At 72.8% G+C, this 19,479-nt stretch carries 16 protein-coding genes and 1 riboswitch; of the genes, 8 read left to right on the forward strand and 8 right to left on the reverse strand.

Annotated features, from left to right (window positions below; genetic code table 11):
- A partial coding sequence (locus ACZ6TV_RS34880) for an FG-GAP repeat domain-containing protein (RefSeq protein WP_465302017.1) occupies window positions 1–454 on the forward strand: 454 nt, incomplete at its 5' end.
- Between the two features lie 257 nt (window positions 455–711).
- Here ACZ6TV_RS34880 and ACZ6TV_RS34885 read toward each other — a convergent pair.
- The 3 genes from ACZ6TV_RS34885 to ACZ6TV_RS34895 are packed head-to-tail and all read right to left on the reverse strand — an operon-like array spanning window position 712 to window position 3,397.
- The gene (locus ACZ6TV_RS34885) at window positions 712–1,614 is read right to left on the reverse strand and encodes a GlxA family transcriptional regulator (RefSeq protein WP_465302019.1); all 903 of its coding nucleotides are present in this window, start codon (window positions 1,612–1,614) and stop codon (window positions 712–714) included.
- Window positions 1,614–2,186 carry an isochorismatase family protein gene (locus ACZ6TV_RS34890; protein ID WP_465302021.1) on the reverse strand — a complete coding sequence of 191 codons (573 nt, stop codon included), beginning with the start codon at window positions 2,184–2,186 and terminating at the stop codon, window positions 1,614–1,616. The genes ACZ6TV_RS34885 and ACZ6TV_RS34890 overlap by 1 nt, the downstream gene beginning before the upstream one ends.
- Window positions 2,183–3,397: an MFS transporter gene (locus tag ACZ6TV_RS34895; RefSeq protein ID WP_465302023.1), complete on the reverse strand. Its 1,215-nt coding sequence runs from the start codon at window positions 3,395–3,397 to the stop codon at window positions 2,183–2,185. The genes ACZ6TV_RS34890 and ACZ6TV_RS34895 overlap by 4 nt, the downstream gene beginning before the upstream one ends.
- 74 nt (window positions 3,398–3,471) lie before the next feature.
- Here ACZ6TV_RS34895 and ACZ6TV_RS34900 point away from each other — a divergent pair, with 74 nt between their 5' ends.
- The gene (locus tag ACZ6TV_RS34900; protein ID WP_465302025.1) at window positions 3,472–4,257 is read left to right on the forward strand and encodes a class I SAM-dependent methyltransferase; all 786 of its coding nucleotides are present in this window, start codon (window positions 3,472–3,474) and stop codon (window positions 4,255–4,257) included.
- A gap of 29 nt (window positions 4,258–4,286) precedes the next feature.
- Window positions 4,287–4,622 (forward strand): hypothetical protein, encoded by a 336-nt coding sequence (locus ACZ6TV_RS34905; RefSeq protein WP_465302057.1) that lies wholly within the window; start codon window positions 4,287–4,289, stop codon window positions 4,620–4,622.
- Here ACZ6TV_RS34905 and ACZ6TV_RS34910 read toward each other — a convergent pair.
- The 3 genes from ACZ6TV_RS34910 to ACZ6TV_RS34920 all read right to left on the reverse strand — a co-directional run bounded on the left by ACZ6TV_RS34910 (window position 4,594) and on the right by ACZ6TV_RS34920 (window position 8,010).
- Window positions 4,594–6,096 carry a precorrin-2 C(20)-methyltransferase gene (locus ACZ6TV_RS34910; RefSeq protein WP_465302027.1) on the reverse strand — a complete coding sequence of 501 codons (1,503 nt, stop codon included), beginning with the start codon at window positions 6,094–6,096 and terminating at the stop codon, window positions 4,594–4,596. The genes ACZ6TV_RS34905 and ACZ6TV_RS34910 overlap by 29 nt on opposite strands.
- A gap of 20 nt (window positions 6,097–6,116) precedes the next feature.
- Entirely contained in the window at window positions 6,117–6,743 is a 627-nt protein-coding gene (locus tag ACZ6TV_RS34915; RefSeq protein WP_465302029.1) for a precorrin-8X methylmutase, read from the reverse strand.
- Window positions 6,744–6,828: 85 nt separating this feature from the next.
- Window positions 6,829–8,010: a precorrin-3B synthase gene (locus ACZ6TV_RS34920; RefSeq protein ID WP_465302031.1), complete on the reverse strand. Its 1,182-nt coding sequence runs from the start codon at window positions 8,008–8,010 to the stop codon at window positions 6,829–6,831.
- A 36-nt stretch (window positions 8,011–8,046) separates the two neighbouring features.
- A riboswitch (cobalamin riboswitch) is annotated at window positions 8,047–8,242 on the forward strand.
- A 39-nt stretch (window positions 8,243–8,281) separates the two neighbouring features.
- On the opposite strand from ACZ6TV_RS34920, the gene cobN reads away from it, so the two are divergent.
- Entirely contained in the window at window positions 8,282–11,833 is a 3,552-nt protein-coding gene (gene cobN / locus ACZ6TV_RS34925) for a cobaltochelatase subunit CobN (RefSeq protein ID WP_465302033.1), read from the forward strand.
- Window positions 11,834–11,898: 65 nt separating this feature from the next.
- Window positions 11,899–13,260, forward strand: a complete 1,362-nt coding sequence (locus tag ACZ6TV_RS34930) for a pyridoxal phosphate-dependent decarboxylase family protein (protein WP_465302035.1) — start codon at window positions 11,899–11,901, stop codon at window positions 13,258–13,260.
- On the opposite strand, the gene ACZ6TV_RS34935 is transcribed toward ACZ6TV_RS34930, so the two are convergent.
- Entirely contained in the window at window positions 13,225–14,172 is a 948-nt protein-coding gene (locus tag ACZ6TV_RS34935) for an AraC family transcriptional regulator (protein ID WP_465302037.1), read from the reverse strand. The genes ACZ6TV_RS34930 and ACZ6TV_RS34935 overlap by 36 nt on opposite strands.
- Window positions 14,173–14,271: 99 nt before the next feature.
- Here ACZ6TV_RS34935 and ACZ6TV_RS34940 point away from each other — a divergent pair, with 99 nt between their 5' ends.
- Window positions 14,272–15,177 carry an NADP-dependent oxidoreductase gene (locus ACZ6TV_RS34940; protein WP_465302059.1) on the forward strand — a complete coding sequence of 302 codons (906 nt, stop codon included), beginning with the start codon at window positions 14,272–14,274 and terminating at the stop codon, window positions 15,175–15,177.
- A gap of 52 nt (window positions 15,178–15,229) precedes the next feature.
- Here the strand turns inward: ACZ6TV_RS34940 and ACZ6TV_RS34945 are convergent, their stop codons facing one another.
- A complete protein-coding gene (locus tag ACZ6TV_RS34945; protein ID WP_465302061.1) occupies window positions 15,230–17,503 on the reverse strand; it encodes a tetratricopeptide repeat protein in 2,274 nt (757 codons plus the stop codon).
- Window positions 17,504–17,887: 384 nt separating this feature from the next.
- Between ACZ6TV_RS34945 and ACZ6TV_RS34950 the strand changes: the two genes are divergently transcribed.
- On the forward strand, window positions 17,888–18,469 hold the full coding sequence (locus tag ACZ6TV_RS34950; RefSeq protein ID WP_465302039.1) for a hypothetical protein: 582 nt from the start codon (window positions 17,888–17,890) through the stop codon (window positions 18,467–18,469).
- 201 nt (window positions 18,470–18,670) lie between these two features.
- The coding region (locus ACZ6TV_RS34955) for a ricin-type beta-trefoil lectin domain protein (RefSeq protein WP_465302041.1) at window positions 18,671–19,479 on the forward strand (809 nt) is incomplete at its 3' end.

The following is a 19,479-nucleotide window of genomic DNA, read 5'->3' on the forward strand; positions in this document are numbered from 1 at the left end:
CCAGATCGCCAACCACATCGGCGACGTCAACGGCGACGGCAAGGCCGACCTCATCGCGCAGAACGGAACCGACACCTGGGTCCAGATCTCCACCGGCACGTCCTTCGCGACCCCGGTCCAATGGTCAAGCAGCGCCTTCGCCGGCCAGATCGCCAACCACAACAGCGACGTCAACGGCGACGGCACAGCCGACCTCATCGCGCAGAACGGAACCAGCACCTGGGTCCAGATCTCCACCGGCACGTCCTTCGCGACCCCGGTCCAATGGTCAAGCAGCACCTTCACCGGCCAGATCGCCAACCACAACAGCGACGTCAACGGCGACGGCACAGCCGACCTCATCGCACAGAACGAAACCAGCACCTGGGTCCAGATCTCCACCGGCACGTCCTTCGCGACCCCGGTCCAATGGTCAAACGGCGCCTTCACCGGCCAGATCGCCAACCACGGCTGAGACACCACGACCACAAGGCTGCTGTCGACGCGGCGTCAGCCGAACGTTGGAGACGTCAAGACGAACGCATAGACAGCTTCGACGACGACGGAGGTGCCTGCCGGCCAACGGCGCGCCGGCAGGCACCTCCACGAACGTCAGACGCCGAGATGGGCAGCGCTGGGCCCAAATTCGGGGCGGACAAGGAGGAGCATCGGTGGCCTCCCGCGCGCTGACGCCCACCCGCAACCCTCCGGGGACGCACAAGAGAACGACTCTCAGGCGCGGGAGCGGAGGCGGCGGAGCATGCGGGGGTCCTCGAAGCCGGCGGCGCGGGCGGCGGATTCGACGGTGGCGCCGTGGCCGATGAGGTGTTCGGCGCGTTCCAGGCGCAGGAGCTGCTGGTAGCGCAAGGGGGTCAGGCCGGTGGCGGTGCCGAAGAGGCGGGTCAGGGTGCGGGAGCTGACGCCGGCGGCCACGGCCAGGTCGCGCAGGGGCAGGCGGTCGGTGAAGCGGGCGTCGATGACGTCCTGGACGCGGTGGACGACGTCGGACAGGTGGGCCCGGTGCCGGAGCATGGCGCTGTCCTGCGGGTCGTCGCCGTTGCGGCGGGCGTAGACGACCATCTCGCGGGCGATCTGGGCGGCGGTGCCGGGGCCGTGCCGGGTGGCGACGAGGTGCAGGGCCAGGTCGATGCCGCTGGCGATGCCCGCCGAGGTGACGACGCGGTCGTCGATGACGAAGAGGACGTCCTTGAGGACCTTCGCCCGCCGGTACCGCGAAGCCAGCCGGTCCTGCAGCAGATGGTGGGTGGTGCACCTGCGGCCGTCGAGGAGTCCGGCCTGGCCGAGCGCGTCGGCGCCGGAGCAGACGCTGGCGCAGGTGCCGCCCGCGGCGTGGTGGCCGGCGAGCCACTCGCGGGCGGCGCCGCTGAGCCGGCCGTTCATGGGGTAGCCGTGGCTGCGCCAGCCGGGCACCACGATGAGGTCGGACGGGTCCAGGGGCAGCAGGCCGGTGGTCCGGCGGACCGGGAGCCCCTGGGCGGAGGGGACGTCGTCCTGCTCGGCCGCGTAGTGCAGTGCGTAGTCCAGGCCGAGGTCGCGGGCCGTGGAGAAGACCTGCGCGGGGCCGGCCAGGTCGAGCAGGTGCAACTGCGGAACCAACAGGAAGACGACTCTCATCAGCCGATGAGCTCCTTCACCGTCGCGATCGTCGCGAAGCGGCCGGCGAGCGCGTACTCGGTGCGGGCGATGACGTCGTCGGTGGAGAGGGTGCGCGGGCTGGCGAGGATCTCGTCGTACGGCAGGTGCCGCTCGTCGCGGTGCGGGATCGGGAACGTGGCGGTGGCCTCGGTGACGAACGTGACGTCGTAGCCGAGGTCGCCGGCCACGCGGGTGGTCGTCTCGCAGCACAGTTCGGTCTGGATGCCGGTGACGATCAGGTGGCGGATGCCCTCGGTGGTGAGCAGCTGCTGCAGGCCGGTCGTGGTGAAGCTGTTGGCGGACGTCTTGGTGATGACCGGCTCGTCCGGCAGGGGTGACAGCCCGTCGATGGGGCGGACGTGGCCGTTGCGCGGGTCGAAGACGTTGTCGACCTCGTGGTGCAGGATCCACACGATCAGGTCACCGCGGGCGCGGGCGAAGTCGATCAACGGGTTGACCGTCGCGACGATGTCGGGGTTGGAGACGGCGGCCCAGCTGGGGCGCTGGCGGAAGGACTCCTGGATGTCGATGACGAGCAACGCGCTTCTCATACGGAGGATCCTGGGCCCGCCGGGACGTCCGGAACAGGCACCGACGAGCCCGGGACCGGACCGATGTGGTCACGCGCGATGCGCTGGCTCACCCAGTACAGGACGAGCAGCAGCAGGGCGAGGGCGAGCAGCGCGGACCCGAGGGTGTTGACGCCCGCGCGGGCGAGCAGGACGCCGATCGCGGTGGGGACGAGTGCGCCGCCGAGGCCGGCGCCGGCGATCTGCAGGCCGATCGCCCGGTCGGCGTGCGCGGCCCCGACGCGGTCGGCGGTGGTGAGTGTGAGCAGCGGGAAGACGGGCGCGGCGGCGAAGCCGATGACGGCGAGACCCGCGACGGCGAGCCAGCCGGGGCCGGGCAGCGCGACCAGGAACGCCCCGGCGGCCATGCCGATCATGCAGGCGGCGATGACGCGGTGCACGCCGAGCCGGTCGGCGACGGCGCCCTGGACGACGCGGCCGAGGAAGAGCATGGCCCAGTAGCCGGAGACGCACACGCCGGCGACCGCGTCGCTGACCCCTCGGCCCTCGGTGAGCAGCAGGAACGCCCAGAGTCCGGCGCCGGCCTCGACGGCGACGTAGACCCCGAACGCGACCACCTGCAGCCACACGACGGGCAGCTTGAGGGTGTCCCTGCCTCGTTGCGGCGTCTCGTGTACGGGCACCGGCGCCCGCCCCCAGCTGCGGGCGTTGAGCACGAACGCCAGGGCGAGGCACAGCTGGGCGGAGGCGACGAACGCGTAGCCGAGCCGCCACGGCGATCCGGCGCTGATCACCGAGGTCATGATGAGCGGACCGGTCGCGACCCCGAGCCCGAAGCAGGCGTGCAGCCAGTTCATGTGGCGGGCGTTGAAGTTCGCGGCGGCGTAGGCGTTGAGCCCGGCGTCGATCGCGCCGCCGCCGAACCCGCCGAGCAGCGCGCACGGCACGACGAACCAGAAGCTGGGGGCGAGCGCGTAGCCGGCGAGGGCGAGGCTGGCGGCGGCGGTGCTGCCGGCGAGGAGCCAGCCGACGCCGATCCGGCCGAGCAGGAACCCGGCGGCGACGCTGGAGGTGAGATAGCCGGTGGTCGCGGCGACGAGCAGGTAGCCGACCGACTCGGTCGACACCTCGAAGGTGCCGGCCATGAACGGCCAGCCGACGCCGAGCAGCCCGTCGGGCAGGCCGAGGCTGATGAACGCGAAGTAGGCCAGCACCAGCAGCGACGTTCTCACACGAGGATCGTACGGGTTCCATTATTCGGGAAGTCTCTCCCAATATTAGAGACGCAAATACTAGAGTCCGGGACATGGCCAACAACGTCTACACCCACGGACATCACGAGTCGGTCCTGCGCTCCCACCGCTGGCGCACCGCCGAGAACTCCGCCGCCTACCTGCTGCCGGTGCTGCGTCCGGGCATGACCCTGCTGGACGTCGGCGCGGGCCCCGGCACGATCACCGCCGACCTGGCCGCCGCCGTCGCTCCCGGCGAGGTCACCGCCCTGGAGGCGACGGCCGAGGCCCTGGAGGTCACCAAGGCCGGCGTGCAGGGCGTCTCGTACGTCGTCGGCGACGTCCACGCGCTCGACTTCCCCGACGACAGCTTCGACGTCGTGCACGCCCACCAGGTGCTGCAGCACGTCGCCGACCCCGTGCAGGCACTGCGCGAGATGCGCCGGGTCTGCAAGCCGGGTGGCTATGTGGCGGCCCGCGACAGCGACTACGCGGCGTTCACCTGGTTCCCCCAGCTGCCGGAGCTGGACGAGTGGCTGGCGCTGTACCAGCGGATGGCCCGGGCCAACGGCGGCGAGCCCGACGCGGGACGGCGGATGCTGTCCTGGGCCCGCGCGGCCGGCTTCACCGACGTGACGGCGACCTCCAGCACCTGGTGCTTCGCCGACGACGGGGACCGGGCCTGGTGGGGCGGCATGTGGGCGGACCGGGTCCGCGCCTCGGCGATGGCGGCCCAGGCCCTCGCGAGCGGCGTGCCGCAGGAGGACCTGGAGCGGCTGTCCGGCGGCTGGCGGGCCTGGGCGGCCTCACCCGACGGCTGGCTGTCCATCCTGCACGGCGAGATCCTGGCCCGGGCCTGATCTAGGCTCGACCCGTGGAGAGACCCCTTGTGACCGTGTGCCGGGACTGCTGCTGCGGGTCGCCACGCAAGCACCCGGACGTCGACCATGCCGGGCAGGTGGCCCGGCTCAGGGAGACGCTCGGCACGGCAGGGGTGCGGGTCAGCGGCTGCCTCGACGCGTGCGAGCGGTCCAACATCGTGGTCGTGCACCCGACCCCCGCGGCGCGGCGGGCCGGGGCGCGGCCGGTGTGGCTCGGCTACCTGCTCGACGACGCCGCCATCGGCGACCTGACCGCCTGGGTCGAGGCCGGCGGTCCCGGCGTCGCGCCGCTGCCGCCGATCCTCGAGCTCTACCTCACGAAGGCGGGTAGCGACGTGGGGTGAACACCACGGGGGCGCCGTCGCCGCGGTCGACCAGCCGGGTCTGCGACGAGCCGAAGATGAGCAGCGTCCGCATGTCCACCTCGGCCGGGTCCAGGTCGGCGAGGCGCACCACCCTGACCCGCTCCCCCGGCCCGCCGACGTCGCGGCCCAGCACCACGGGGGTGTCCGGGGAGCGGTGCCGCAGCAGCAGGTCGCGGGCCGCCTCGACCTGCCAGGTGCGGCTCTTCGACCCGGGGTTGTAGACGGCGATGACGAGGTCGGCGCCGGCCGCGGCCTCGAGGCGGGCCGCGATCACGTCCCACGGTTTGAGCCGGTCCGACAGCGACAGCACACAGAAGTCGTGGCCCAGCGGCGCGCCCGCCCGGCTGGCGACCGCCTGCGCCGCGGTCAGCCCGGGCAGCACGCGGACCGGTACGTCCTTCCAGCGGGGTTCGGCGGCGACCTCCAGTACCGCGGCCGCCATCGCGAACACGCCCGGGTCGCCGGACGACACGACGGCGACGCGGCGGCCGTCCTTCGCGAGGGACAGGGCGAACTCGGCCCGCTCCGACTCCACCTTGTTGTCCGAGGCGTGCCGGCGCTGCCGCGGGTTGGCCGGAATCCTTGCCAGGTACGGGGCGTAGCCGACGAGGTCCTCGGCCGCCTCGACCGCGGCGAGCGCCTCGGGGGTGAGCCAGTCCCGCCCGGCGGGGCCGAGCCCGACGACGACGACCTCACCGGCGGCGACGGCGGGCGGCCCGGCCCGCAGCGCCGACGCGGTGTCGGCGTGCACCCGGCTGGGCAGCAGCGCGAGCGAGAAGTACGGCACGTCTGCCGGGTCCACAGTGGACAGCGGGGCGACACGTTCCTTCGCCGTCGTGGCGCGCTCGACGTACCAGGCGTCGTCGAGGCGCCCCGCGCGCTCCAGCGCGTCCCGTACGGCACCGAACGTGCGGCCGAGCTTCATGACCGCGGCGGAGTCGGTGGCGGCGAGCCGCTCGGCGAGGACGTCCGCGGGCAGCGTCCCGGGCAGCACGGTGAGGACCTCGTCGCGCTCCACCAGGGGCCGGCCGAGGACCGCCGACGCGCCCGACACGGACGTGACCCCGGGCACGACCTCGGTGGGATACGCGTGCGCGAGCCGCTTGTGCATGTGCATGTACGAGCCGTAGAAGAACGGGTCGCCCTCGCACAGCACGACGACGTCCCGGCCGGCGTCCAGGTGCGCGGCGAGCCGGGCCGCCCACGCGTCGTAGTGCTCCTCGATGAGGGCCCGGTAGTCGCGGACCTCCTCGGTGGTCACCGGGTAGACGAGGGCCTCCTCGATCTGCCCCTCGCGCAGGTACGGCTCGGCGATCGACCTCGCGATGCTGCGCCCGTGGCGGGCACTGTGGAACGCGACGACGGGCGCGGCGGCGACGATCCGGGCCGCCTTGACCGTCACGAGCTCGGGGTCGCCGGGGCCGAGCCCGACGCCGTACAGCCGACCCGTCACCGCTGCACTGTCCACTGTGGTCATTCCTTCTCGTCCGCGATGGCGTTGACGGCGGCGGCCGTCATCGCGCTGCCGCCCCGGCGGCCGTGCACGACCAGGTGCGGCAGGTCGGTGGCGGCGAGCGCCACCTTCGACTCGGCCGCGCCGATGAACCCGACGGGGATGCCCAGCACCGCCGCGGGCCGGGGCGCGCCGGCCGCGATCATCTCGAGGAGCCGGAACAGGGCCGTGGGCGCGTTGCCGACGGCGACGACGGCGCCGCCGAGGCGGTCGCCCCACAGGTCGAGCGCGGCGGCGCTGCGGGTGGTGCCCAGCCGCTCGGCGAGGGCGGGGACGCGCGGGTCGCGCAGCGTGCACAGGACCTCGTTGTCGCGGGGCAGCCGGGCGCGGGTGACGCCGGAGGCGACCATCTCGGCGTCGCAGAGGACGGGGGCACCGTCGCGGAGGGCGGCGCGCGCGAGCCGCACCACGTCGCCGCCGTGCCCCACGTCGGCGGCCAGGTCGACCATCCCGCACGCGTGGATCATGCGGACGGTGACCTGGGCGACGTCGGCGGGCAGCCCGGACAGGTCGGCCTCGGCGCGGATCGTCGCGAACGACCGCCGGTAGATCTCCGCACCGTCCTTCACGTAGTCGTAAGCGGTCACGACGTCACCTCCGCTGCGCTCCGGCGCCGCCGCGCCCCGAGACTGCACCCATGGTGACCAGCCACTCCGCTGCGCTCCGGGCCGGTCACGACACGACCTGGTAGCCGTCGGCGGTCGCGAGCATCTCCACGTGCCTTCCCTTCGGTGCGCCGCAGCGCCGTTCGCAGCCGATCCAGTGCACCGGCAGCGCGTGGTCGAGGCCACCCGCGACGGCGGCCCGGGCGTCGGCCCGCACGTCGGCGAGGGCCTTGGCGCAGCCCGGGCGGCCGGCGCACGCGGTGACCCCGACCCATGGCGAGGCGGGGTCGGTGACCAGCCCGGCCGCCGTCAGCAGGGTCTCGACCGCTCCAGCTTCATCGACCGGCACGTCGGGCACCACGACGGTCCGCCACGGCGTGACGATGATCTCTCCCGGCGAGGCCGCGACGAGTGCCGCCGACTGCTCCTGCGTCAGCAGCCCGAGTGGTACGACCACCGTCAGCGCGACCTGTCCACCGGCCTGCGGTGTCCGGCCGACGACCGGCCCGGCGCCGCCGTCGTGGCGACCGGCGCCCGGCTCGACGGTGGCGTCCAGCCGGGCCGCGACCCGGGCCGGGCCGTCGGTCAGCTCCGCCAGGCGCCACGCGGTGCCGCCCTGCGCGGCGCGCTCCGCCAGGAACGCCCGGGCCGCCGCGAGCAGCAGCCCGGCGGGATCGTCCCAGGTCCGGGCCGCGGCCTGGCCGGCCGGGCCACCGCGGGTCCGGGCCGCGGCCGTGGTGGGGGTGCCGGCGAGCAGGAGGCGGTCGCCGTGGAGGCCGACGTCGCCGCCGAGCGGGGACACGTCGCCGCGGCCGTCGTCGAGCGTCGCCAGGAAGCGGCCCGGCAGCGCGGCGAGGGACGGGTCGGCGCACAGGCCGGCGTCGAACGCGGCCACCACCGGCCGCACGTCCACGAGCCCGGCGCCGTCGCGGCCGCTGAGCGGGCTGGCGATGATGTTGCGCACCCGCTCGTGGGTGTCCGACGGCAGGAGCCCCGCCTGCGACAGCCGCGCGGCGAGCTCCAGCTCCGCGCCCGGCCGCAGCGCCCTGACCTGCACGTTCCCCCGGGAGGTGAGCTCCAGCGCGGGGTCGCCGAGGTCGGCGGCGGCGGCCCGGAGCACGGCCAGGCCCTCGACGGGCAGCCGCCCGCCGGGCAGCCGGACGCGGGCGAGGCCACCGTCGGCCGCCGGGTGGACCTGCACGGCGCCGGGGCACCGGTCCGGGGCGTCGCGTCCGCTGGCAGCCTGCACGCGCCGGATACTACTGCGCAGCGCTTCGCTTGACTCAAGTCTGCGCCGACCGGCAGAGTTGGCGGTGCTGTAACGGCGACGTGTGGAGGAAGCCGGTGAGAGTCCGGCGCGGTCCCGCCACTGTGACCGGGGAGCGAGTTTCCGACGGAGGCCACTGGGCGCGAGCCTGGGAAGGCGCGGGGACGAGCGCCGATCCGGGAGCCAGGAGACTCTCCGCCGCCGGACCTTTCCCGACCGACTTGGGGCGCGGACCCCGAGGGAGGACCCCGGCGTGATCCTGCTGTTGTCGACGTCCGACACCGACCTGCTCAGCGCCCGTGCGAGCGGCGCGGACTTCCGGCTGGCCAACCCGTCCCGCACCGCGGTGGAGGACCTGCCCGCCCTCGCCGAGGGCGCGGACCTGGTCGTCGTGCGGTTCCTGGGCGGCTACCGGGACTGGCAGGAGGGCTTCGACACGCTGCTGCGGCTGCCGGCGCCGGTGGTCCTGCTCGGCGGCGAGGCGCTGCCCGACGCGGAGCTGATGCGGCACTCCACCGTGCCCGCCGGCGTCGCGGCCGAGGCGCACGCCTACTTCACCGAGGGCGGCCCGGCCAACCTGGCCGAGCTGCACCACTTCCTGTCCGACACCGTCCTGCTCACCGGTCACGGCTTCGCCCCGCCGGCGACCACGCCCACCTGGGGTCTCCTGCCGAGGGAGAGCACGGCCGAGGGGCCGACGGTCGGGATCATCTACTACCGGGCGCACCACCTCGCCGGCAACACCGCGTTCGTGGAGACGCTGTGCGAGGCGGTGCAGGACGCCGGCGGGCGGCCGCTGCCCGTGTTCGCCTCCTCGCTGCGGTCCGCCCCGGCGGAGCTGCTCGACACGCTGCGGCAGGCCGACGCGCTGGTCGTCACCGTCCTCGCCGCGGGCGGCACCCGCCCCGCGGACGCGCAGGCCGGCGGCGAGGAGGAGGCGTGGGACGTCGGCGCCCTCGCCGCGCTCGACGTGCCGATCCTGCAGGGCCTGTGCCTGACCAGCTCCCGCGACACCTGGGACGCCAACGACGACGGGCTGTCGCCGCTGGACACGGCCACGCAGGTCGCGATCCCCGAGTTCGACGGCCGGATCATCACGGTGCCGTTCTCGTTCAAGGAGATCGACGCCGACGGGCTCACCGTCTACGTCGCCGACCGGGAGCGGGCCGGGCGGGTCGCCGGGATCGCGGTCGGGCACGCCCGGCTGCGCCACCTCGCCCCCGCCGACCGCAGGATCGTGCTGATGCTCAGCGCGTATCCGACGAAGCACGCCCGCATCGGCAACGCCGTCGGCCTCGACACGCCCGCGAGCGTGGTGCGGCTCCTCGACGCCATGCACGCCCAGGGGTATGTGGGCGCGGACGGGTTCCCGAAGGACGGCGACGCGCTGATGCACACGCTCATCGCCGCCGGTGGGCAGGACGTCGACTGGCTCACCGAGGAGCAGCTGCGCGGCAACCCCGTCCGCATCTCCGCCGAGCGGTACCGGACCTGGTTCCGGACCCTGCCGGACGACCTGCGCGAGGAGATGGAGCGGCACTGGGGCCCGGCGCCCGGTGAGCTGTTCGTCGACACGTCCCGCGACCCCGCCGGCGAGATCGTCCTCGCCGCGCTGCGCGAGGGCAACGTCGTGGTCATGGTGCAGCCGCCGCGCGGCTTCGGGGAGAACCCCGTAGCGATCTACCACGACCCCGACCTGCCGCCGAGCCACCACTACCTGGCCGCCTACCGGTGGCTCGCCGACGAGTTCGGCGCCCACGCCGTCGTGCACGTCGGCAAGCACGGCAACCTCGAATGGCTGCCCGGCAAGACCGTCGGCATGTCCGCGTCCTGCGGCGCCGACGCGGCCCTGGGCAACCTGCCGCTGATCTACCCGTTCCTGGTCAACGACCCGGGCGAGGGCACCCAGGCGAAGCGCCGCGCGCACGCCACCCTGGTCGACCACCTGATCCCGCCGATGGCGCGCGCCGAGTCCTACGGTGACATCGCCCGCCTCGAGCAGCTCCTCGACGAGCACTCGACGATCGCCGCGCTCGACCCGGCGAAGCTGCCCGCGATCCGCGGCCAGATCTGGACGTTGCTGCAGGCCGCCCGGCTCGACCACGACCTCGGCCTGGCCGACCGGCCCGGCGACGACGGGTTCGACGAGCTGATCCTGCACATCGACGGGTGGCTGTGCGAGATCAAGGACGTGCAGATCCGCGACGGCCTGCACGTCCTGGGCGTGGCGCCGTCCGGTGAGGCGCGCGTCGACCTGGTCCTGGCGATGCTGCGGGCCCGGCAGCTGTGGGGCGGCGCGGTCGCGCTGCCCGGCCTGCGTGAGGCGCTCGGGCTGGCGGAGGGTTCCACCGCGCGGGTCACGGTTGACGAAGCCGAGGCGCAGGCCCGTGCCCTGGTCGCGGAGATGGAGTCCCGGGGCTGGCCCACGACCGACATCTCCGACATTTCCGATTCCCCGGATGTGGTACGGGTGCTGGAGTTCGCCGCTCGGGAGATCGTGCCCCGGCTGGCCCGCACCACCGACGAGCTGACGATGGTCCTGCACGCCCTGGACGGCGGGTATGTGCCGGCCGGGCCGAGCGGGTCGCCGCTGCGCGGCCTGATCAACGTGCTGCCGACCGGCCGCAACTTCTACTCCGTCGACCCGAAGGCGATCCCGAGCCGCCTCGCGTGGGAGACCGGGCAGGCGATGGCCGACTCGCTGCTCACCCGCTACCGGGCCGACCACGGCGACTGGCCGCGTTCCGTCGGCCTGTCGATGTGGGGCACCAGCGCGATGCGCACCGCCGGCGACGACATCGCCGAAGCCCTGGCGCTGCTGGGCGTCCGGCCGGTCTGGGACGACGCGTCCCGGCGGGTGGTCAGCCTCGCGCCCATCGACCTCGCCGAGCTCGGCCGGCCGCGCATCGACGTCACGATGCGGATCAGCGGCTTCTTCCGTGACGCGTTCCCGCACGTCGTGGCGCTGCTGGACGACGCGGTGCAACTCGTGGCGGGGCTGGCCGAGTCGCCCGAGGACAACTACGTGCGCGCCCACGTCGCCGCCGACGTCGCCGCTCATGGCGACGAGCGCCGGGCCACGCTGCGGGTGTTCGGCTCCAAGCCGGGCGCATACGGGGCCGGCATCCTGCCGCTCATCGACAGCCGCAACTGGCGCGGCGACGCCGACCTCGCCGAGGTCTACGCCGTCTGGGGCGGCTACGCGTACGGCCGCGACCTGGACGGCCTGCCCGCCCGCGGCGACATGGAGGGCGCGTACAAGCGGATCAGCGTCGCGGTGAAGAACACCGACACCCGCGAGCACGACATCGCCGACTCCGACGACTACTTCCAGTATCACGGCGGCATGATCGCGACCGTCCGGGCGCTGACCGGCCGGGCTCCGGCCGCGTACGTCGGCGACAGCACCAACCCGGACGCCGTGCGCACCCGCACGCTCAGCGAGGAGACCGCCCGCGTCTTCCGCGCCCGCGTCGTCAACCCGCGCTGGCTCGCCGCGATGCGCCGGCACGGCTACAAGGGCGCGTTCGAGCTCGCCGCCACCGTCGACTACCTGTTCGGCTTCGACGCCACCGCCGGTGTCGTCGCCGACTGGATGTACGAGAAGCTCGCCGAGTCCTACGTCTTCGACCCCGAGAACCGCAAGTTCCTCGACGAGTCCAACCCGTGGGCGCTGCACGGCATCACCGAACGCCTCCTCGAGGCCGCCGACCGCAACCTCTGGGAGCACCCCGAGCAGTCGACGCTCGACGCCCTCCGCCAGGTGTACCTGGAAACCGAGGGTGACCTGGAGGACGGCAAGTAGCGAGGCTGTTCGGATTCTCGACAGTTGCCGACCCGCCTCGGGCAGTCCCGGACAGGATGGGAAGCATGGAGCAACCCGACTGGCACGGCCCGCTCACCGAGGCGTACGAGCAGGCGACCCGCTTCCTGACCGGCCTGCCCGACCGGCCCGTCGGCAGCACCGCGAGCGTCGAGCGGCTGCGGGCGGCGCTCGGCGGGCCGCTGCCGGCCGGGGGCACCGACGCGCGGGAGGTCGTCGCCCGGCTCGCCGCGGCCGCCGAGGACGGGATCGTCGCGTCGCCGAGCGGCAGGTTCTTCGGGTTCGTCATCGGCGGGGCGACCCCGGCCGCGCTCGCCGCCGACTGGCTCACCGCCACCTGGGACCAGAACGCGGGACTCTACGCCGCCGGTCCCGCCGCGGCGGTCGTCGAGGAGGTCGCCGGCGGCTGGCTCCGTGACCTGTTCGGCCTGCCGGCGCACACCTCGGTCGGCTTCGTGACGGGCGCGCAGATGAGCCACGTGACGGCGCTCGCCGCCGCCCGGCACGAGGTGCTGCGCCGGGTCGGCTGGGACGTCGAGGCCGGCGGCCTGCACGGGGCGCCGCGCATCACGGTGCTCGCCGGCGCCGACCGGCACTCGACGATCGACCGGGCACTGCGGTTCCTCGGCATCGGCACCGCGGCCCTCACCCCGGTGGACGTCGACGACCAGGGCCGGATGCGGCCGGCCTCGCTGCGTGAGACCCTCTCCGGGGTGGACGGGCCGGTCATCGTCTGCGCCCAGCTCGGCAACGTCAACACCGGCGCCTGCGACCCGGTCGGCGAGATCTGCGACGTCGCGCACGCGGCCGGCGCCTGGGTCCACGTCGACGGCGCGTTCGGGCTGTGGGCCGCCGCCAGCGCCCGGCACCGCCACCTCGTCGCCGGCGTCGAGCGGGCCGACTCGTGGACGACGGACGCGCACAAGTGGCTCAACGTCCCGTACGACTCCGGCCTGGTCTTCTGCGCGCACCCCGACGCGCACCGGGCGGCCATGGGGGTCCGCGCCGCCTATCTCGTCCACGCCCACGGCGACGAGCGCGACGCCATGGACCACAATCCGGAGTTCTCCCGCCGGGCGCGGGGTTTCGCCGTGTACGCGGCGCTGCGCGCCCTCGGCCGCGACGGTGTCGAGGCGCTCATCGACCGCACGTGCGCGCTGGCCTCGCGCTTCGCCGGCCGGATGGGCGACGCCGTGCTCAACGACGTCGTGCTCAACCAGGTCCTGGTCGGGCTGGGCCCGGACACCCCGGCGATCATCGACCGGGTCCGCGCCGACGGCACCTGCTGGGTCAGCGGCACCACCTGGCAGGGGCGGCCGGCGATGCGCTTCTCGGTCAGCAACCACATCACCGACGAGTCGGACATCGACCGCTCAGCCGACGCGATCCTCCGGCTGGCCGGCCGCTGATCCCCGGCGGAACCGGCCGGGCGCGGTCCCGTGCCGGCGTTTGAAGGCGGCGGCGAACGCGAACTCCGACGCGTATCCGACCTCGGCGGCGACGGCGCTCAGCGGTGCGTCGGACTCCCGCAGCAGCCGCGCCGCGATCGTCATGCGCCACCACGTCAGGTAGGTCAGCGGCGGCTGCCCGAGCAGCCCGGTGAAGCGCCGGGCGAACGGCGTCCTGGACAGCCCGGCCTCGGCGGCGAGGCCGCCGACGGTCCACGGCCGTGCCGGGTCGCGGTGCATGGCCTGCAGGGCGGCGGCGACCGGCGGGTCGTTGAGCGCGGCCGCCCAGCCGGTCGTCCCGTGCACCGGCCGCTCCTGCTGCAGGATCCAGGCGCGCAGGATGTGCAGCAGCAGCGTGTCGAGCAGCGCCGGGACGATCGCGTCCGTGCCGAGCCGGGGCCGCTCCAGCTCGCCGGCCAGCAGGTCGACGGTCGCCCGCAGCTCCGGGTGCCGGCCCAGGTGCGCGGGCAGGTGGATGAGCTCGGGCAGGTCGTGCAGCAGCGGGTGCGCGCGGGCGGCGTCGAGGCGATACCCGCCGCAGAGGGTGACCGTGTCCGGGGCGTCCCCCTGGAACGCGACGCGGCGCAGCGCCCCGGGATCGTCGGGGTCGCAGGCCGGCGCCGGCGGTGTCGACGGGCTGTCCGCGAGGGTGTGGCCGCGACCGTGCGGCCGGAGCACCACGTCACCGACGGCGAGCGCGACAGGCGCCGCGCCGGGCCGGACGAGCCAGCACGGCCCCTTCAGGATCACCTGGAAGCCCGCGGATCCCGGCACGGCCGCGAACGCCTGCGCCCACGGCGCGCGCCACCCGACGAGCGCCGAGCGCGGCTGCCCCGTCCGCATCACCGCGATCACGTCGCTGAGCACGTCCACGGCGCCGATCGTACCGGCGCGGGACGATCACGTATGAATGCGGGCGTCACAAGCATGGTTCGTCCTCATGGGGCGCAATACGGTCGACGGGTGAGAGCCATGCGAATCCACCGCCACGGCGGCCCCTCGGTGATCCGTGCCGACGACGTCCCGCGCCTCTCCCCCGGCCCGGGCGAGGTCCTGATCCGGGTCGCCGCGACCTCGTTCAACCCGTCGGACACCGGCCTGCGCGCCGGTCTGCTCCGCTCGGTCTTCACGATCGACCTGCCGTGGACCCTCGGCGGTGAGGTCGCCGGCACGGTCGTCTCGATCGGCGCCGGGGTGTCCGCCTTCGCCGCCGGTGACGCGGTCGTCGGCCGGGTCGACACCGGCGGTACCGCGGCCGAATACGTCACCGCGGCTGCGTCCACGCTCGTCGCCGCGCCCACGACGGTCCCCCTCGCCCACGCGGCCGCTGTCCCGATCGCCGGCCTCACCGCCTGGCAGGCGGTCTTCGACCACGCGCGCCTCGCCCCCGGCCACCGCGTCCTGATCAACGGCGCGGGCGGCGGCGTCGGCGGATTCGCCGTCCAGCTCGCCAAGCACGCCGGCGCCCACGTCATCGCCACCGCCGGCCCGCGCAGCGCCGCCACGGTCCGCCGCCTCGGCGCCGACGAGCTCATCGACTACACGACGACGCCGCTCGCCGCGACTTCTCCTGTCGACGCCGTCCTCAACCTCGTCGCCACCGGCGCGTCCCCGGCGACGCTCCTGCCGCTGCTGCGCCCGGGCGGCGTGCTGGTGTCGGTTACCGTCCCCATGCAGGCGCCGCCCGGGTCGCCGGTGACCGCGGTGCACTTCGTCGCCCGCAACGACACCACGCAGCTCGCCGCCCTGGTCGCCCTCATCGACGCCGGCACCGTCCAGCTCGACGTCTCCGCCACCCGCCCCCTCACCGACCTCGCCGCCGTCCACCGGGACGCCGAAGCCGGCCGTACCCGCGGCAAGATCGTCCTCGTCCCGTGAAACCCTTCGGACGCGCACCGGTCCCTGACCGCTTGTGCCGCTGTCACGGACCCTACTGAGACCTTCCCGACCTGGCGCGCACGGTCAGTGGGTGGTCCGGCCCGAGCACTGTGCGACACGCCCAGTCGCGATCTCTGCGGAGTCTTCCGTCGAGTGTCTCGTCCTGGTGATCACGCTCGAACGCCAGCGCGTTGAAGATCTCCCGGAAGACGGGATCGGCAACATCGGTCGGATCGCAGTTCGCCATCAGCTTCGTGAACATGTTTGCGGCAGCGGCTCGATCGCCGTGCTTCGCCGCCCACACGGCCGCGTCCAGCCAGTTCGCGATGGTGTGCGGATGGCGTTCGCCGAGGATGCGCGCCCGATCCTGCGCGAGCGCGTACGAAAGCTGCGCGGCCAGTTCGATCTGGCCCGCATAACCTACGAACCGCGCAAAGAGCGTCCGCACCTGCAGCACGCGCGGGCTGTCCACGCCGAGCAGCCGCTCGTAGTCGAGCCGGATCTCCTCGAGCATGGCGATCGCCTGTTCGAGGTGCACATCAGCGAGAAAGGAGGCGATGTAGTGCCTGGTCAGGATGGTGTCGTGGTGATCCGTGCCGAGCACCCGCTCATGGTCGCGCAGCACATCCCGCAGCATCTGGAGCGCGACTTCGGAGTTGCCGAGCTTGCCTTGCACGAAGCCGTGCAGACGTCGAGCGGTGAGCGTATCCGCGTGGTCACCGCCGAGGACGCGTAGCAGGTCTGGGATGAACGTTTCGAACATCCTGGCGGCACCTGCCGGATCATGGTAGTCGGCAAGGCATTCCGCCAGTCGCAGACGGGCACGCAAGGTCGCTGGAGCATCGGGTCCCAGGGTTCGTTCTCTATCGTCGAGAATCCCGGTGAGAACGGCGATCGACTGATTCCCGCCGACCAGCATGCGGGCATGGAACGCCGCCGCGACGTCCGCGTCCGCGATCCCGTTGTCGGCTGCCTTCCGGTACGCGAGGACCGCGATGTCGAACATGAAACGCTGGTGTGCCATACCGCCGATCTCGTATGCCTGCTCCGGCGTCGCCCGGGCTATCAACGCCTCCCAGGTGTGCTGTGGTATCCGATCGAGGCCACCAACGTCGATGAGATAGTCGAAGGCCAGCAGGTACCCCTCCGGTGAGGCCGGTAGCAGGAGGCTGCTGGCGCCGTGGACCGCCGTCCTGGCCCACCGGATCGCCGACTCGAGCGGCTCGGGGCGCAGCAACGGCCCGCCCCTGGCGGCAAGATAGCGTTCACTGAGTTCGGCGAGGAACTCGACGGGTTGCGGTTCATGGACGCCCGCACGTCGACAGTCGACGGCTGCCGCGACGAGCGCGGCACCCCGTGGGTGGGCACCGGCACTCCATCCGTTCCGCCAGATCATGACCAGTTCCGGACCCGCCGCGAGCAGTTCGGCGAGGCCGAAGGTTCCCGTCCTGGTCAACGCAGTACGAATCCTTGGGTCCGACCGGCGCACGCCCGCCCGCTTCAGTTCCTCGTCGCTCCACCGGCGCTGCAGTTCCACGACGTTGGCCAGCGCCAGCAGCGCACGAGCGTCACGCCAGGAATCTCGGGTCCCATCGGTCGCATCCGCCTGGGCAGGAGCGCTGAGATGGTCGAATTCCGCGCTGCGTAGCGTTGCCATGATCAGCAGGTCCCGGCCGCTGTCACTGACGAGCCGGGCGACGGTCGCCGAGGTCAATCCACCGGCACCCAGAAACCGTTCGAGGTCGTCCAACCACAGCACACTGCGGCGCTGTTCGAGAAGTGTGGGCAGCACGGCCGCAAGCGACTCACGTCCTGCGGGAGCGAAGAAGAGATGATCGGGGATCGCGGCGCGAACCGCTTCGTAGGCCATACGGGTCTTGCCCGCCGTCGACTCACCGATCAGCAGGACGAATCCCCGGTCCTGGATTGCGTCGGCGAGCTGGAGTTGCACGTCGCGGCTCACGTACGGCGGTACGCGATCCCGAACCCGGCGTCCGTCGACCGTCCGCCAGATCGTCTCGGCCGGATGGACCCGGAGCGCGATCGGATTGTCAAGATCTCGGACTCGACGCGCCTGGCCTGACGAGCCGGTGATCACGAGATGGTCGGGCAGCGCGTCGCGCTGTTCCGAGTGTCGATCCAGCAGGCTGCGCCCTCGCGCGCCCAGGACGCCGACGCCAATCGCGGAGAAGGACGCGACTACGGCGCCCAACGGATGGGGTAGTTGCAGCGCGGCAAGTACACCCGCAGCGGCAACGCTGATCCCCGATGCCACGAGCAGGGTCCAGCCACGGAGGCGGCGCGTGCGCAAGTGGGCCAATTCCATCACGTCCCGACCGACAGGCAGACCTGGAGTAACTTCTATGCTCCGCAACGTAGCCGTACATAGACGTAATCGACGATCCAGATTCAGTGGCGGCGGCGGTGGCGCAAGACGGGAGCCCGCGTGACGGGTCGCGCAGCAACTGCTGGCGGTCGGCGGGAGCCTGCAGCTGCGGCCGTGGGAGCCGGGGCTCGCGGTGAGTCGCAGCGACGCCTGGTTCCCGCACTACCGGGCGTGAAGGACGGTTCAAAGGCGGGCAGTGAGGTAGGCCACGATCGTTGTCGGGTGGCATACATCCGGGATTCAACGGCGGGGCGGGGCGAATACCTTCATGGCGTCGCAAGGACAAACCCCCGGCTCCACCACATATGAAGGAAACGAATCCCAATGAAGCGTCTGCTGATCGCGTCCGCCGTTGCCGGCGCCACCCTGCTGCTGACCGCCGCGTGCGGTGGCGACGACAAGAAGGCCGAGCCGGCCGCCGCCGCGAGTGCCGCGCCCGCCGCCGCGAGCGGGAGCGCCGCCCCCGCGGAGAGCGCCAAGCCGTCGGGCAGCGCGAAGGCGTCCGCCGCCGCCGGGAAGGGGCTGCAGTTCCAGACGGTCGCGAAGCTCACCGGTGACCTGTTCGTGAAGGACCCGCTGTGCCCGGTCGGGTCGTGGGACGACAACTCGACCGGCGTGGACGCGAAGTACCGGTCCGCGGTCGCCAACTTCAAGCAGTTCGACTGCTACAAGAAGAAGGGTGACTTCCTGCCGTCGCGCGGGCAGCAGTCCATCTTCGTGGAGTTCAAGTCGGCCAACGCGGCGAAGGCGTACGCGGAGGACCAGGCGGTGCTGTACCCGACCCTGATCGTCGGCAACACGGTCGTCGTGGCCGGCACCGGGCTGGAGAGCACCGACATGAAGGCCTACCTGAAGGCCGTGAACGACACCGCTGGCGGCACGGGCCAGATCATCGGCGGCAAGTGAATCCCCAGGCCAACCACTTAATTCAGGTCGCGTATTGACGAAGTCACCGGGGCGGGAATAGCCTCCGATGGATCTGTAAGGCAACTTCACAGATCTGGTCCTCCGACGTCACCCACCGGCGGCGGAGGACGGCTCCCGCCCGCCCCGGACCCACCCCCGACACGGGTCCTGTGCTGGCGTCCCCGCCCAGAAGGGACCCCCGTGACCCCCAACTCCAGACGCAGGATCGGTCTCGCCATCGGCGCGACCGTCCTCGCCGTCACCGGCACCACCGTGGTCGCCATGACCGCCGCGGCGGCCGCCGCCACCGGCCAGATCACCGGCTACGGCGGCAAGTGCGTCGACGTGGCCGCCGCCAGCTCCGCCAACGGCACCCAGGTCCAGCTGTACACCTGCAACGGCACCGGCGCCCAGCAGTGGACGGTCGGCGACGACGGCACGATCCGCGCCCTCGGCAAGTGCCTCGACGTCAACGCCGCCAGCACCGCCAACGGCACGAAGATCCAGATCTGGGACTGCAACGGGTCGGGCGCGCAGCAGTGGTCGAAGCAGGGCGACGGCACGCTGCGCTCGCTCGGCAAGTGCCTGGACGCGACCGGTCCCAGCTCCGCCGACGGCACCAAGCTCCAGCTGTGGGACTGCTTCGCGAGCGCCAACCAGCAGTGGACGCTCCCCGGCGGCACCACGAACCCGCCGACGAGCACCCCGCCGAACAACCCGAACAACCCGGACCTCGGTCCGAATGTGTCGGTGTTCGATCCGTCGATGTCGCAGGCGACGATTCAGAACCGGTTGAACACGGTGTTCAACCAGCAGGTGACGAACCAGTTCGGCAACGCCCGGTTCGCGTTGCTGTTCAAGCCGGGCACGTACAACGTGAACGCGAACGTCGGGTTCTTCACCCAGGTCGCCGGCCTGGGGATGAGCCCGGACTCGGTGGTGATCAACGGTGCCGTGCACGCCGAGGCGGACTGGTGGCCGGACGGGTCGCAGAACGCGACGCAGAACTT

The organism is Dactylosporangium sp. NPDC051087, from assembly GCF_055586325.1.